Source organism: Microbacterium sp. ARD32 (genome assembly GCF_031844385.1).
Lineage (GTDB): Bacteria > Actinomycetota > Actinomycetes > Actinomycetales > Microbacteriaceae > Microbacterium.
Genome location: NZ_JAUZVD010000001.1, coordinates 1,349,687 through 1,363,973, shown reverse-complemented (window position 1 = coordinate 1,363,973; position 14,287 = coordinate 1,349,687). Strand labels below are relative to the sequence as shown.

Annotated in this window: 14 protein-coding genes and 5 tRNA genes; 11 read left to right on the top strand and 8 right to left on the bottom strand. The window is 67.5% G+C overall.

Features of this window, described 5'->3' with window-relative positions; all coding sequences use genetic code 11:
* Positions 1–51: 51 nt before the first annotated feature.
* Both Q9R19_RS06470 and Q9R19_RS06465 read right to left on the bottom strand, forming a co-directional pair.
* A complete protein-coding gene (locus tag Q9R19_RS06470) occupies positions 52–1,245 on the bottom strand; it encodes an HRDC domain-containing protein (RefSeq protein ID WP_311255496.1) in 1,194 nt (397 codons plus the stop codon).
* Position 1,246: 1 nt separating this feature from the next.
* A complete protein-coding gene (locus Q9R19_RS06465) occupies positions 1,247–1,819 on the bottom strand; it encodes a DUF3000 domain-containing protein (protein WP_311255495.1) in 573 nt (190 codons plus the stop codon).
* Positions 1,820–1,844: 25 nt separating this feature from the next.
* On the opposite strand from Q9R19_RS06465, the gene Q9R19_RS06460 reads away from it, so the two are divergent.
* Entirely contained in the window at positions 1,845–3,020 is a 1,176-nt protein-coding gene (locus Q9R19_RS06460; RefSeq protein ID WP_311255494.1) for an alpha/beta fold hydrolase, read from the top strand.
* A 32-nt stretch (positions 3,021–3,052) separates the two neighbouring features.
* Here the strand turns inward: Q9R19_RS06460 and Q9R19_RS06455 are convergent, their stop codons facing one another.
* Together Q9R19_RS06455 and Q9R19_RS06450 are read right to left on the bottom strand one after the other, a co-directional pair.
* Positions 3,053–3,484, bottom strand: a complete 432-nt coding sequence (locus Q9R19_RS06455) for a SufE family protein (RefSeq protein ID WP_311255493.1) — start codon at positions 3,482–3,484, stop codon at positions 3,053–3,055.
* 18 nt (positions 3,485–3,502) lie between these two features.
* On the bottom strand, positions 3,503–4,399 hold the full coding sequence (locus Q9R19_RS06450) for a sulfurtransferase (protein WP_311255492.1): 897 nt from the start codon (positions 4,397–4,399) through the stop codon (positions 3,503–3,505).
* A 200-nt stretch (positions 4,400–4,599) separates the two neighbouring features.
* Between Q9R19_RS06450 and zapE the strand changes: the two genes are divergently transcribed.
* Positions 4,600–5,655 carry a cell division protein ZapE gene (zapE, locus tag Q9R19_RS06445; RefSeq protein WP_311255491.1) on the top strand — a complete coding sequence of 352 codons (1,056 nt, stop codon included), beginning with the start codon at positions 4,600–4,602 and terminating at the stop codon, positions 5,653–5,655.
* A gap of 10 nt (positions 5,656–5,665) precedes the next feature.
* Here the strand turns inward: zapE and Q9R19_RS06440 are convergent, their stop codons facing one another.
* Positions 5,666–6,241, bottom strand: coding sequence for a YceI family protein (locus Q9R19_RS06440; RefSeq protein WP_311255490.1), 576 nt, complete (start codon positions 6,239–6,241; stop codon positions 5,666–5,668).
* A 187-nt stretch (positions 6,242–6,428) separates the two neighbouring features.
* On the opposite strand from Q9R19_RS06440, the gene Q9R19_RS06435 reads away from it, so the two are divergent.
* From Q9R19_RS06435 to Q9R19_RS06425, 3 genes are all read left to right on the top strand, one after another.
* A complete protein-coding gene (locus Q9R19_RS06435; protein ID WP_311255489.1) occupies positions 6,429–7,664 on the top strand; it encodes an ammonium transporter in 1,236 nt (411 codons plus the stop codon).
* Between the two features lie 20 nt (positions 7,665–7,684).
* Complete coding sequence (locus Q9R19_RS06430) at positions 7,685–8,281, top strand: type II toxin-antitoxin system PemK/MazF family toxin (protein ID WP_311255488.1); 597 nt, start codon at positions 7,685–7,687, stop codon at positions 8,279–8,281.
* 87 nt (positions 8,282–8,368) lie between these two features.
* Positions 8,369–8,758 (top strand): SPW repeat protein, encoded by a 390-nt coding sequence (locus tag Q9R19_RS06425; protein ID WP_311255487.1) that lies wholly within the window; start codon positions 8,369–8,371, stop codon positions 8,756–8,758.
* Positions 8,759–8,894: 136 nt separating this feature from the next.
* Here the strand turns inward: Q9R19_RS06425 and Q9R19_RS06420 are convergent, their stop codons facing one another.
* Positions 8,895–9,626: an SDR family oxidoreductase gene (locus tag Q9R19_RS06420; RefSeq protein ID WP_311255486.1), complete on the bottom strand. Its 732-nt coding sequence runs from the start codon at positions 9,624–9,626 to the stop codon at positions 8,895–8,897.
* Positions 9,627–9,696: 70 nt separating this feature from the next.
* Here Q9R19_RS06420 and Q9R19_RS06415 point away from each other — a divergent pair, with 70 nt between their 5' ends.
* Positions 9,697–10,566: a LysR family transcriptional regulator gene (locus Q9R19_RS06415; RefSeq protein WP_311255485.1), complete on the top strand. Its 870-nt coding sequence runs from the start codon at positions 9,697–9,699 to the stop codon at positions 10,564–10,566.
* Positions 10,567–10,645: 79 nt separating this feature from the next.
* Here Q9R19_RS06415 and Q9R19_RS06410 read toward each other — a convergent pair.
* Positions 10,646–10,721: transfer RNA gene (locus Q9R19_RS06410), tRNA-Gly, on the bottom strand.
* Position 10,722: 1 nt separating this feature from the next.
* Positions 10,723–10,795: transfer RNA gene (locus tag Q9R19_RS06405), tRNA-Val, on the bottom strand.
* Between the two features lie 215 nt (positions 10,796–11,010).
* Between Q9R19_RS06405 and Q9R19_RS06400 the strand changes: the two genes are divergently transcribed.
* The 5 genes from Q9R19_RS06400 (at position 11,011) to Q9R19_RS06380 (ending at position 13,899) form a co-directional block, all read left to right on the top strand.
* Positions 11,011–11,083 (top strand) — tRNA-Gly (locus tag Q9R19_RS06400).
* Positions 11,084–11,137: 54 nt separating this feature from the next.
* Positions 11,138–11,208: transfer RNA gene (locus Q9R19_RS06395), tRNA-Cys, on the top strand.
* Positions 11,209–11,234: 26 nt separating this feature from the next.
* Positions 11,235–11,306 (top strand) — tRNA-Val (locus Q9R19_RS06390).
* 283 nt (positions 11,307–11,589) lie between these two features.
* Positions 11,590–12,915, top strand: coding sequence for a hypothetical protein (locus Q9R19_RS06385; RefSeq protein ID WP_311255484.1), 1,326 nt, complete (start codon positions 11,590–11,592; stop codon positions 12,913–12,915).
* A gap of 249 nt (positions 12,916–13,164) precedes the next feature.
* On the top strand, positions 13,165–13,899 hold the full coding sequence (locus tag Q9R19_RS06380) for a hypothetical protein (protein ID WP_311255483.1): 735 nt from the start codon (positions 13,165–13,167) through the stop codon (positions 13,897–13,899).
* Positions 13,900–14,287 lie beyond the last annotated feature (388 nt).

Here is a 14,287-nt window from a genome sequence, read left to right as displayed (position 1 = left end):
GCCCCCAGCCTAGAAGGGCGCTGGAGGCCGCAGGAATCGGTTGGTTCGAACCTACGAAGCAGTTTGCAGTGCGTCGGAATCGCTTTGCGGTCCCTCTACAAAGGCATCCGCGATCTTCTGTGCGGTGTGTTCAACCTGCCAGGGGCGTGCGCCGAGCGCGGTGAGTGCGTCCCCGATGGCGTCGGCGGTCAGAGCCGGCGGCTGCCAGGCGACCCGGCGCAGGTACTCGGGGGTGAGCAGGTTCTCCGTGGGCATGTGCAGGTCCTCGGCGATCGCCTCCACCACGGGCCGCGCGGCCTTGAGCCGAAGGTCGGCATCCGGGTTGCGATCCGACCAGGCGCGCGGCGGCGGCAGCGCGTCGCTGGGAACCCTCTCGCGGGGAAGGTCCTCGGTGGAGCGGCCCTGCTCGATCGCCGTCCACCAGCGATCCAGCTGAGTGCGGCTGGCACGGCCGTTGAACTCCTTCAGCGCAGCGAGCGCGGATCTGCTCTGCGGGGAGGCGAGCACGGCGGCCAGCAGAGACCGGTCGGGAACCAGACGCCCCGGCGACACGTCGATCTCTTGCGCGTACTCCTCGCGCGCGGTCCACAGCGCGCGCGCCACGGCGAGCTGGCGTGCGCCGCGCACCTTGTGCAGGCCGCTCAGACGCCGCCACGGCTCAGCACGGGGAGGCTTGGGCTCCTTGTCCAGCGTGGCCTGGAACTCCTGCTCGGCGATCTCCGTCTTCCCGGCGTCAGCCAGCTGCTGCCGCAGCACGTCCTCCACGTCGATCAGATGTAGCACGTCCAGCGCCGCGTACTCGAGCCACGGCTGAGGCAGCGGGCGGGTGGACCAGTCGGCGGCGGAATGCGCCTTCGCGAGAGTGATGCCGAGCGCGTGCTCCACGACCGCGGCCAGCCCGAATCCGTCGCTGCCGAGCAGCCGGGAGGCGAGTTCGGTGTCGAAGATGCGAGTCGGACTCAGGCCCAGCTCCCGCAGTGACGGAAGATCCTGGCTGGCCGCGTGGAACACCCATTCGGCGTCGCCGATGGCCGCCTGCAGCGCGCTGAAGTCGCCCAGCGCCGGCGGGTCGAACAGGAACACCCCGGCGCCGCGCCGGAAGACCTGCACCAGGTAGGCGCGCTGCGAATAGCGAAAGCCCGAGGCGCGCTCGACATCGACCGCGACCGGCCCGTCGGCACTCGCGAGGTCGCGACAGGCCTTCTCGAACTCCGTGCGGTTCTCGATCACGGAGTATTCAGCCACGTCAGACCCTTCTTGCGCCGAGTACGGCGACATTCTCGGAACCCGGCGGAAGACCCGCCAGCATCCCCACCAGTTCTGCCCATGCTTCCACATGCGGGCGCAGCGGTGCATCCGGCGTCCACGACGCACGCAGCTCGATCTGCGCCCCGTCGCCCTCCTCTGCCAGTCCGCCGAAGCCCTTCGAGAGCATCTTGGTCGACGTCCCCGATTCGGAGTGATAGCCCGCTCCGCGCGAGTCCAGGGCGTCCACCAGCCACGACCACGCGACATCCGCGAGCAGGGGGTCGGTGCCGATCTCCGGCTCCAGCGGCGCCTGCGCGAAAGCGATGATCCGCCAGGGTCCGCCCCAGGCGTCGGGACTGTCGGGGTCGTGCAGCAGCACGAAGCGGCCCGTGCCGTACACCGAGTCGCCGTGATCGTCGGGGCGGACGTCGGCGGCGAACGCGATCGAGAACGGCGCGAGCCCGCCGGGGGACGGAATCTCGCGCACGACGATGTCGGCGCGGAACGCTGTCTCGCGCAGCTCCGCCGCTGCGGCGTCGAAGAGCGCTGCGGCATCCGGGTGTGCGGTCACGTGGACAGGCTAAAGTCAGGAGGCGATGAAGAGTCTCAGGCACGCCGTAGCCATCGCCGTCCCCGCTCTGCTGGCGCTCGGCGCCGCGGCAGGCGCCGTCGTCTTCACCGTGGCGCGCCGCGTGGTCACGCCGACCGCTCGGCGCAACGACACCCGGATCGTCGCGGTCGACACCGGCGCTCAGACCATCGAGCTGGATCGCACACTCGATACTGAGCTTCCCGGGCGGTACGGGCTGTTCACGACGGGCACATACGGCTATGTCAAACTCGGGGCGGTTCTCAGCGCCGATGCCGCGTCGGTGCGCCGCAAGCTGCTCACGCAGATCGAGCCCGGCGCGAACGTCGACCGCGACGCCGCCTTCAGCGGGTGGTACTACGTCACCCCGAGCGAGCTGCACCTGCCGTGGGAGAGCGTGCTGATCGGCACACCGGCCGGTCCGTGCCCGGCGTGGTTCTTCCCGGTGGCGGATGCCGGGGCTGCAGGCGACACCTGGGTCATCCAGGTGCACGGTCGCGGCACCACCCGCGCCGAGTGCCTGCGCGCGGTGCCGGTGTTCCATTCGCTCGGCCTGCCGACGCTCGTGGTGTCGTACCGCAACGACGGCGAGGCGCCGCGCTCGCGCGGTGGCAGTTACGCACTCGGCGCGAGCGAGTGGAGCGACGTGGACGCGGCGATCGGTCACGCGCTGCGCCATGGCGCGCAGCGCGTCGTGCTGATGGGGTGGTCGATGGGCGGCGCGATCGCGCTGCAGACGGCCGTCCGCTCGGAGCACCGCGACCGGGTCGCCGGGCTGGTGCTCGACTCGCCGGTGGTGGACTGGCGCACCGTGCTCCGCTTCCAGGCGCGTGAGGAGGGGCTGATCGAGCCGCTGACCTCACTGGCGATGGGGGCGCTCGAGAACGCGTTCACCGCGCGGCTCAGCGGCGCCGAGGCTGCGATCAGGTTCGACGGCCTGGACATGGTGGCGCGCGCATCGGAGCTCACCGCGCCGATCCTGATCCTGCACAGCGACGACGACGGGTTCGTGCCGCCGGATGCCTCGCACGCGCTGGCCGCGGCGCGACCCGATCTGGTGACGATGCCGCCGTTCGCGGTGGCACGGCACACGAAGCTGTGGAACTACGATCAGAGCCGCTGGACCGCGGCGATCACGGACTGGATGGCGGAGCGCGGTCTCGCCGCGGACGTCCGGTCCTGAGGCGGACGCCGTGTCCTGACTCCGTGCGCGGATCAGCGCTTCGCGGCCACCTGGCGCTTGGCGCGCATCAGCATCCCGGTCATTCCGGCGATGCGCAGCGGCGAGACCGACTTCGTCAGTCCGATCGTCTGGGGGTAGTCGCCGGGGATCGCGAGCACCTCCTCGGCGGTGAGGCCGGTCAGCCCCTGCACGAGGATGCTCGCGAAACCACGGGTCGTCGGGGCCTCCGGCGGCGCCGTCGCGTGCATGGCGACGATGCCGTCGGTGACCTCGACGTTGATGAAGACGGGGGACTGGCACTCCGCCACCCGCTCGTACATGTCCACGCGATCCGAAAGACGGTCGGGGACGGCCGGGAGCTCGGCGGAGTACTCCAGCAGCAGTTCGAGGCGGTCCTCCTGCGGGAGCTCCAGGAACTCCTCGCGAACCGCGGCGAGACGAGCGGGAAGATGCGTGTCAGTCACCCTGCGATTGTCCCACGCTCACAGCGAGCCGGGCTCCGTTCCGGCCACGATCGGGACGCGCACCGCGCTGCCCCACTCCGTCCAGGAGCCGTCGTAGTTGCGCACGTTCTCGAAGCCGAGAAGGTGCTGCAGCACGAACCACGTGTGGCTGGAGCGCTCTCCGATACGGCAGTAGGCGATCACGTCGTCGCCCTCCTTGAGCCCGGCCCCGTCCTGGTAGATCGCCTCGAGCTCGGCGCGCGTCTTGAAACCGCCGTCCTCGGCCACGGCCCTGCTCCACGGCACGCTCTGCGCGGTGGGGATGTGTCCGCCGCGCAGCGAGCTCTCGTCGGGGTAGGCGGGCATGTGCGTGCGCTCACCGGAGTACTCCTCGGGGGAGCGCACGTCGATGAGCGGACCCTGGCCGATGAACTCCAGCACGTCCTCCTTGTAGGCGCGCAGCCTGGAGTCGTCGCGCTCCACGACGGGGTACTCGGTCGCCGGGCGCACCGTCTTCTCGGTGGTGAGGTCGCGACCCTCGGCGATCCACTTGTCGCGGCCGCCGTCCAGCAGGCGCACGTCCTCGTGTCCGAACAGCGAGAACACCCAGAGTGCGTATGCAGCCCACCAGTTGTTCTTGTCGCCGTAGATGACGACGGTGTCGTCACGGGAGATGCCCTTGCGGCTGAGCAGCTCGGAGAAGCCCTCGCCGTCGACGTAGTCGCGCACGACGGGGTCGTTGAGCTCGGTGTGCCAGTCGACCTTCACGGCGCCGGGGATGTGCCCGGTCTCGTAGAGCAGCACGTCCTCATCGGATTCGACGACGACCAGACCGGGCGCGCCGAGGTTGGCGGCCAGCCATTCGGTGGTGACGAGCCGGCCGGGTGCGGCGTACTCGGCGAACTTGGCGGATGAGTTGTCGTGCTCGACGGTCACGGTGTGCTCCTCTGGGTTGGGTGGCGGACGCTGGCGGCCGACGGTGCACGGCTGCGCCAGTCGCTTCAGGATGCGGGCCGGGTGGGACGACGGCGTAAGGTTGAGCCGTCCCTCTGACGATAGATCCCTTCGGGCGCGCCCGCATCCGGATCGTAAGACTATGACTTCTGACACCAGGAACCTCTGACACCAGGAACGTGATGACCCAGCAGACGAGCACCGGAGTCGTGCACCTCACCGAACGCGCCCCGGTCGTCACCGGGCCCGAGATGCTCGCCAGCCTGGTCCCGCCGCCGCAGTTCGATACTGCGACCTTCGACAGCTACCGCGCGGATCCCGCGTATCCCTCGCAGGAGGCCGCCAAGGAGAAGCTGCAGCAGTTCGTCGCTGGCGGCGCGCCGGTGAAGCGGGGCGGGCTGTTCCGGCGCGCGCCCAAGCAGGCGCCCGCGAAGCCGGGCGTGTATCTGGACGGCGGCTTCGGCGTCGGCAAGACGCACCTGCTGGCCGCCGTCTACCACGCCCTTCCCTCCCGCCGGAAGTACTTCGGATCGTTCATCGAGTACACCGCGCTCGTCGGCGCACTCGGCTATCGCAACACCGTCGACCTGCTGCGCGGGGCCGACCTGCTGTGCATCGACGAGTTCGAGCTCGACGACCCCGGCGACACGATGGTGATGACCCGGCTGCTGGGCGAGCTGGTCGCGTCGGGGACCAAACTCGCCGCCACCTCGAACACCCCGCCGAACGCGCTCGGTGAGGGCAGGTTCGCCGCGCAGGACTTCCTGCGCGAGATCCACGCGATGTCGGACAGCTTCGAGACCCTGCGCATCGACGGCGTCGACTACCGGCAGCGTGCGATCGACGGGAGCGCGGTCGTGCTCGACGATGCGGAGTACACCGCGGTCGTGGCCGACGCGGCCTCGCGCGGAGTCGCCTCCGATGACGCGTTCGCCGAGGTCATCCGGCACCTGGCGCAGGTGCATCCCTCGCGGTACATCCGCCTCATCGACGGAGTCGACCTGGTCGGGCTGCGCGACGTGCAGGTGCTGACCGATCAATCGGAGGCACTGCGGTTCGTCGCCTTCGTGGACCGCGCGTACGACGCGCAGCTGCCGGTCGCCGCGACAGGCGCGTCACTGGATGCCGTGTTCGCCGCCGAGATGCTCGGCGGCGGCTATCGCAAGAAGTACCTGCGGGCGATCTCGCGGCTGAACGCGCTGACCCACGCGGTGCACGACAGCGCCGACGCGGCGTAGCCGCGCCGGGTCACTCGTCGGAGTCGCCGCCTTCGGGCGATGCCGATTTCACCGCGGAGATCTCGAACTCGAGGGTGATCCGCTCTGAGACGAGCACGCCGCCGGAGTCGAGCGGGGTGTTCCACTCCAGGCCGAAGTCGCGGCGGTTCAGGCGGCGGGTGCCCTCGAAGCCGGCTCGCAGCTCGCCCGCAGCGCCCGTCTCGATTCCGATCAGCGCCAGGGGGATCATCACCTGCTTGGTCACATCGCGTATCGTCAGGTCGCCGGTGACGCTGAAGGCGCGATCGTCGACTTCTTCGATGTGCGTGCTGACGAAGGTGATCTCGGGCCACTTCTCAGCGTCGAAGAAGTCCGCGCTGCGCAGGTGGTCGTCGCGCTGCGCGACGCGGGTGTCGATGCTGGCGGTCTGCATGGTCACCCTGGCCCAGGAGCTCTCCGGGCGCTCGGTGTCCACGTGCAGGTGGCCGCTGACCTCGTTGAAGGCACCGCGGACGGTGGTGACCATGGCGTGCTTGGCGGAGAATCCGATCCGGGTGTGGGCCGGGTCGAACTCCCAGTCGCCGTTGACTTGTTCGAGATCGATCACGCGAGACTCCTCTTCGTGCCCGCGCGGATCGGCGGGAGTTGCGTTCGAGAATACCGGAATCCGCCCGCGTAACCGGATCGTCACATCACGGCATCTGCTGTAACACGCTCGCAACACGACGCGCGCACTGCGGAAACACACCGCCCGCAGACTGGCGTCCAATCGAGTTCGAGGGAAGAGGTTCGAGATGGAATCCACCGGCAACATCGCCTGGGCGGTCACCGCGACAGCACTCGTGCTGCTGATGACGCCCGGGGTCGCGTTCTTCTACGGCGGCCTGGTGAAGGCCAAGAGCGTGATCAGCATGATGATGATGAGCTTCGGCGCGATCGGGCTGATCGCGGTGCTCTGGGTGCTCTACGGCTACTCGATGAGCAGTGTCGCCGACCCTGCTCATTTCGCCGGCGATCCGTTCGGCGACTTCGGCCTGGTGGCCGCGGCATCGGGCGAGGGCGCGAACACCGCACTGCTGAGCGTCGCGTACGGTGCGACCTTCGCGATCATCACGGTGGCTCTGATCTCGGGTGCGATCGCCGATCGCGCGCGCTTCGGACCGTGGCTGATCTTCGTCGGCGTGTTCGGCACGATCGGCTACTTCCCGATCGCCGCGTGGGTGTGGGGCGGCGGCTGGATCATGAACCTGGGCACCGCGCTGTTCGGCGAGTCGAGCGGGATCGCGGTGATCGACTACGCCGGCGGCACCGCCGTGCACATCAACGCGGGCGCAGCCGCGCTGGCGCTGGCGATCGTGCTGGGCAAGCGCATCGGGTTCCAGAAGGGCATCCAGAAGCCGCACAACGTGCCGCTGACGCTGCTGGGTGCGGCGCTGCTGTGGTTCGGATGGATCGGATTCAACACCGGAGCGGAGTGGCTCTCGCCCGACATGGGGAACGCCGGCCTGATCGTGGTGAACACGCTGGGAGCGTCGGCGGCGGGCATCCTGGGCTGGATCCTGATCGAGCGGATCCGCGGCGGCAAGCCGACGTCGGTCGGTGCAGTGTCGGGCCTGGTGGCGGGGCTGGTGGCCATCACGCCGGCGTGCGCGAATCTCACGCCGGGCTGGTCGCTGCTGCTGGGCGCACTGTCGGGCATCGCGTGTGCGCTGGCGGTGGAGCTGAAGTACCGGCTGGGCTTCGACGACTCGCTCGACGTGGTGGGGCTGCACCTGGTGGGCGGCGTGCTGGGGACCGTGTACCTGGGCTTCTTCGCCACCGGGCAGGGACTGTTCGCGGGCGGCGACCTGCGGCTGCTGATCGTGCAGCTGATCGCCAGCGGGGGAGTGCTGGCCTACGCCTTCGTGGTGTCGTTCGCGATCGGCTTCGTGATCGAGAAGACGATCGGCTTCCGGGTGACGAAGGAGGCCGAGGTCGCCGGAGTGGACACCTTCGTGCACGGCGAGGAGGGCTACGCACTGGTCGAGTGAGCGCCGGTTAGGGTGAGGGGATGAGCTCGACCCGGCGCATCCTCTCCACCCTTGCGGGCATCGTCGGAAGGATGCTGACCAAGCCGAACCGGCGCGCATCCGCGCCTTCGCCGCACCCGAACGCTGTGCTCCGGCCCGACGGCCGGGGCACAGCGTCGTCGCGCGGCCGGAGGCGCGAGGACGAGCTGAGCCCGGGGCGGCTCGCGGGATCCGAGACGATCCAGGTCCATCCGGAGCGGATGCCCGATGTGACTGTGGGCTATTCGCCATCGCACAACGGGCGGCCGGACTCCGGTGAGGTGATCTGGACCTGGGTGCCGTACGAGGAGGACGACGGACGAGGCAAGGACCGGCCCGTGCTGGTGATCGGGCGGCAGTCCGGCGACCGGGTCTTCGCCGTGCGGATGACCAGCAAGGCTCACGACCGAGATCGGGACTTCCTCTCGATCGGCTCGGGAGGCTGGGACTCGCGCGGCCGTGAGTCGTGGGTGGACATCGAGCAGCTGTACAGCGTGCACGACGAGGGCATGCGGCGCGAGGCCGCCGTGCTCGACCGCAAGCGCTACGACCGGGTCGTGCAGGCGCTGATCCGGCGCTACGGGTGGGCGCGCGGCTGAGCGCGCGGCGCAGCAACCGCAATCCGATTCCTCGAGGCCTCCGAACTCGCAGTGAGCCGCATTCTGCGGCGGAACGAAGGAGGAATCATGCGTTTCATCCCCACCAAGGTCCACGGCATCCTCGACTACGTCGTCGGCGTGGCGCTGGTCGCGGCACCCTGGCTGTTCGGCTTTGCGAACGTCGGCGGAGCCGCTGTCGTCATCCCGATCGTCCTCGGTGTCGGTCTGATCGTCTACAGCCTGTTCACGAAGTACGAGTGGGGTCCGTTCGGGTTGATCCCGATGCCCGTGCATCTCGCGTTCGACATCGTGGCCAGCCTCTTCCTCGCGCTCTCTCCGTGGATCTTCGGCTTCGCGGGCGAGTCTGGGAACGTCTGGCTGCCGCACGTGGTCGTCGGCGCCGCCGTCATCCTCGTCGTGATCTTCTCGAAGACGCAGCCCGAGCAGACCCGGCGGGCGGGCGCCGCACGCGCCTGAGTCCGTGAAGCGGCCGCCGCGCCGCGGACATGAGACGAGGTCCGGGATCATGTGATCCCGGCCCTCGTCCGTGCAGCGAGTGAACAACCCGGCACCGGCGGGTGCCGCGGTTCCGCTCCGCGCTCCGTTCTGCGGTTCACCAGGGAACCGGGCCGTGCTCGTCGAAGAAACCGCCGGTCGGTCCGTCATCGGGCAGTGTGGCGAGTCGGACGATCACGGTGGCGCCGTCAGCGGCGGTGCGGGTGAGCCCTGGGAACTCGGCGGTGAAGTCGGTCGCCGACGGCCCCGGATCGGCGGCGTTCACCAGGATATTCCGGCCGCGCAGCTCCTTGGCGTACTGCACGGTCAACGAGTTCAATGCGGTCTTGGAGGGCACGTACGCGGCCATCGGCGGACGAGACGTGAAGTAGTCCTCGGGATCCGTCATCCGGGTGAGGGAGCCCAGTCCGCTGCTGACATTGACGATCCGGGGAGCCGGGGATCGAGTCAGCAGCGGCAGCATCGCGGTGGTCACGCTGATCACGCCGAACACGTTGGTCTCGAACACCTCGCGCACAGCCGCCAGTCCGACGCTGCTCGGGGCCTGCGCGGCGAGACTCACGGAGGTCCCGGCGTTGTTGACCAGGATGTCGAGCCGGCCGAAGTGCTCGTCGATCCAGCGCGCGGCGGAGAGCACGCTGGCGCGGTCGGTGACGTCCAGAGGGACCGGATGCACCTGCGGGCCGAGCTCGGCTGCCGCTGCCGCGCCGCGGTGGGGGTCGCGCGAGCCCAGCACGACGGTCGTGCCGAGCGCGGCGAGTCGGGCTGCGACCTCGCGCCCGATCCCCTTGTTAGCTCCTGTGACCAGGGCGGTCGTGGTTTCTGTCATGCGTTCAGACAAGCACGGGAGTCGACGGGAGATCCAACACTGATCGGGCACCGGGCGATACCGTGGGGGTATGGAAACACCAGAGGTGCGCGAGCTCGTGTACTTCACGGCTGTTGCCGAAGAGCTGCACTTCGGCCGGGCGGCGGCACGGCTGGGGATGACCCAGCCACCGCTCTCCCGAGCCATCCAGCAACTCGAACGACGACTGGGCGTCCTACTGATGGAACGCGGCCCTCGTGGTGTCACGCTGACCGAGGCAGGTGCTGTCCTGCTGCGCGAGAGCCGCACCGTGCTCGATGCCACCGCGGCCACTGTGCGTCGAGTGACGCGGGCTGGTCGCGATGACCCGCGCCTGGTGCTGGTCGTCAAGCCGGGTGGCGACGGCGGGCTCCTCCCCGCAATCCTCGACGCGTATCAAGACGAGCCGAGCGCGCTGCCGGTGGAGCTGGTGTGGAGCTTCGGCGAGCGGGAGATCCTTGTGCGGCAGGGCAGCGCAGATGCCGCCCTGCTTCATCGTCCCCACCACGACCTCGGAGGTCTGGATGCTCAGGACCTCCTGACCGAGTCCCAGTTGCTCGTGGTGCCGAGATCGCATCGCCTCGCGGGGCGTGACAGCGTCCTGCTGAGCGATCTCGCCGAAGAGCCGCTGCCGCGCTGGCCCGGAGTGGCGGGGGACCGCCCTCACGAACCCGAGATCCACGACCTGGGGCAACTCCTGCACCTCATCGCCTTGGGGCGGATGGTCGCGGTTCTTCCCTCCTCCATCCGCAATCAGCTTCGTGATGATCTGGCAGCCGTCCCCGTGGAGGATGCCGAGCCCACCACTCTCATCCTCGCCTGGCCCTCACATGCCACGTCTCCGGCTCTGACGGCCTTCATCCGCGCGACGACCGCGGTGGCAGCCAGGTCGACGCGCCGGAGCGAGCTCGAGAGAGCATGACCGAATCGGGCCGACGGCGGGCCCCTGCATCGCGGACATGCGAAGAGGTCCGGGATCGCACGATCCCGGACCTCTGTTGTGGAGCGGATGACGAGACTCGAACTCGCGACCCTAACCTTGGCAAGGTTATGCGCTACCAACTGCGCTACATCCGCGTGGGCGATGCCGGACTCGAACCGACGACCTCTTCCGTGTGAAGGAAGCGCGCTACCAACTGCGCCAATCGCCCGTGTGTAGTTGTCTCGTGCACTCCGGCACGAATGAAAAGCATACCCGATCCGGGCAGTCGCACCCGCATCGCCGGCACGCCGGGCGTGGCGTGCGGATCGCCGGTGCATGGACACGCCCGATGGCGCGATCCGGTTTGGTGAAGCTCCGAACCTGGGCTAATGTATCTCGAGTGCCCGGCTCTGCGGGTACAATTAAAAACTGAAGAACAAGCATGCGGATGTAGCGCAGTTGGTAGCGCATCACCTTGCCAAGGTGAGGGTCGCGAGTTCGAGTCTCGTCATCCGCTCGAGTGCAGGAGCCCCAGCCCGGGGCACCGGCATGTGGGTTCGAATCCACCTCTGGTGACGTGGCCGAGCGGCTAGGCACCGGCCTGCAAAGCCGTTTACACGGGTTCGAATCCCGTCGTCACCTCTCAACACAACTGAACAGCCTTCTAGGCGCGATTGGCGCAGCGGTAGCGCGCTTCCCTGACACGGAAGAGGTCACTGGTTCGATCCCAGTATCGCGCACAGACAGAAACCCCCGACTGATCGGGGGTTTCTTGCTTCCATCGGGTCACCGAATCGCCGCGCGTGTCCCAGGCGTGTCCTAACGACCGCGCGAAGAGGCCCGTCTGGCGGCTTACACCGTCGAGATCGCGGAGGGGGAACCGGCGCTCAAAACTCCACCTTCGGAGCCAGGGTCAACCCCCTGAATAGTGCGTGGAGCCAGTGGCGATCCCGAATCGCGGAGCAACTTGCGCCTCCCAATCGGGACAGGTTCGTCCTGCTACGGTCAACGGCGGGAGGCCGGGTGCTTAACGAACGAGAAATCGCGACAGCGATTGTGTTCGCGACTCTGATTGTCGTGGGGCTGGTCAACCCGAACACTCGCGATGGTCTTCGGAGCGGCTTCGCTGGGGTCGGCAGGGCGCTTTGGAACCGCAAGATCATCGGGGTTTTGGTCGCCTACACCGCCTGGGTGATCCTATGCGTGCTCGGCGCGCACACCCTCGGCCTTTGGCAACTCTCGCTGTTGACGGACACCATCCTTACCGCGCTGGTCGTTGGTCTGCCATTGATGTTTCGCGCGCTCAACAACAAGTCCGGAGGTCTTCTCCTGCAAGACGTGGGGAAGGAGGCCCTGGGATTCTCGGCATTCGTTGCTTTCTACGTCAATCTGAGACCGTTCCCGTTGTGGGCCGAAATCCTGCTCCAGGTGGTATTGCTCCTGCTGGTGCTCATGCAAGTTGCCGTCCAGCGCACCGACCCCAGCTCCGGTCAGAAGGCGCTGTCCGGTTGCGTCAACTTCGCCCTCGTTGCTGTAGGAATCGGTCTCATGACGTGGAGCACCATCCGCCTGATTAGTGACTGGCCCACGCTCGATCAGAAGGAACTCTTCCTCCAGCTTTGCTTGGCGGTCTGGCTTCCTTTATCGCTCTTCCCGTTCCTTTACGGCTTCGCCTATATAGCGGCTGTCGAGGGAATCATCCTCCGCGTCTCCCGCCTGAACAAGGAGCTGAGCTGGCGAGAGAAGGCGGGCATCCTTGTGGGGCTTTCCTTCTCCCTTCGGACCGCAAAGGCATTCAGCGGTACGCATCTGCGACTCACCGGAGACCGCACCTTCCGTGGAGCTGTCGAGCATGCGCGCAACGTCCGGGATGACTTGGACCGTCGTGTGGCGAGGGAGCGCGACCAGTTGCAGACCCTCGACGCATTGGCCGGGGTAGCGGGTGCGGACGCAAGCGGCGCTCAGCTAGATCGACGCGAGTTCAACGGCACGAAGAAGGCCCTTCAGTGGCTTCACACGTGTCAGGCCGGGTGGTACGAGCGGCAAGGAAACCGCTTCTGGGGTGCGGAGCGAACGGACGATATGCTCCGGCCCACCTCCAGATACGAGCTACCTGATGACCACAGCGTCATCGTCGAGACCACGCCAGACAGGACCCGCTGGCGAGGTTGGCGCGTCCTACCGAGCGGCTGGGTTCTCGGCATCGGGGCAACAGACCGCACTAGTCAGTTCCTTTACGCAGGTCCCGCCGTGCCCACTTCCTGGCCGGGGGATGGCGGCGTCTGGATCGACGCCGCGCGACAGGAATGGCCGGTGGACTGGGGCCGCAACGATGAGATCGCGCGCTGACGCGGCGCGAACGGGCCGCGCGACACACCGGTCACGGGTCGGCATGGATGCCCACAATGAGCCAATCCGAGGCCAGCATGGTGCGAGGGGATTACATGCGAGTCTCGGACGTCGCGGTCGCGCGAACCGGCCCATCTTGTGACTTCGGGTCGAGACTTCGACGGAGAGTCGGTGTCGAAATCTCGACTTTCAGAGCCAGACGCGGCCCTCCGAAAAGTGTGCGAACTTGGTGGCTTGTAGTTTCGACGTATGGTTGACGTTCACGTCCAGGTCACGAACATGCTCGGCCCGGAGTATCAAGCGGGGAAGCAAGTCATCGCCTACGGCGCGGAAGCCAAGCGGTTGGCGTTCCTGGCTCGCATCGACGCTGATCTTCAATTAGCAATCGCTCGATGCGATCTCCTCGAAGAAGAGCGGGTATCAGGGTTGGCCGAAGTCGCCCGGCTGGCGAGCCTGGCGGAGAGTGCCGTCGTCGCCTACGGGCGAATCGCACAAGGTGCGGGTGGTCGAATGCCGCCCGAGCTAGTGTCCGACCTAGACGATGAGACTCGGGCCTTACACTCGTGGGCCATGGCCTTGCGCGATAAGCACGTCGGGCATTCCGTCAACGCGCTGAACCAGACGCTCACCATCGCGGTCATCTCCGATGACGGAGAAGTGAGCCTTCGCGACGTCTTCGCCATGAACCTCCGCGTTGTGCTCACCGAGGACGACATGGTGAGGCTCCGGACACTCGCGGAAGCGGTCCGCATAGCCCTCGCGCCTCATTTGGTGACCGCGCGAGAGTGCGTCATCGAAGCGCTTTCACCTGATCCTGCCGCGTCGCTCGGCAACCCACAGCCCCAGTTGGATCTCGTCTCGCGCGACGATTTCGACTACGAGGGAACGCGCGGCGACGTGCGCGGCATGATCCTCATACCGGTGAATCTTGAGGAGCAGAGCTACGGCGACCTGGACGAATCCGACACCGAAGCGAATGCCTGATTGGAGCACCCAACTCACCTGTCCGAGAGAGGATGACCGCCCCAGGCGCTCGATGCCATTCAATCCGAACCGGGGGCGGGATGTTCGTCGGCATATAGCGGTTCAAGGAGTTCTGCGAGATCGACGCCAAGCGCCTGTGCGAGCCTCCACCATGTGACGAGCGTTCCGCTCGTAGCCGGGCGTCCCAGGCCCCGGCGTTTGTCCGGCTTGGCGGACTCCAGAGCGACGATGGTCGCGCGTGCCACGCCGGATCGAGCGGAGAGTTCATCGTAGGACCAGCCGCGTTCGTGCCGTAGGCGGGCGAGATGAATGCGGAGGGCCGAGATGTTCGGTTCAGCGACAGGTGAAAGGTCGGGCACACCTCTACGTCACTCGTGCACCAGTTGCG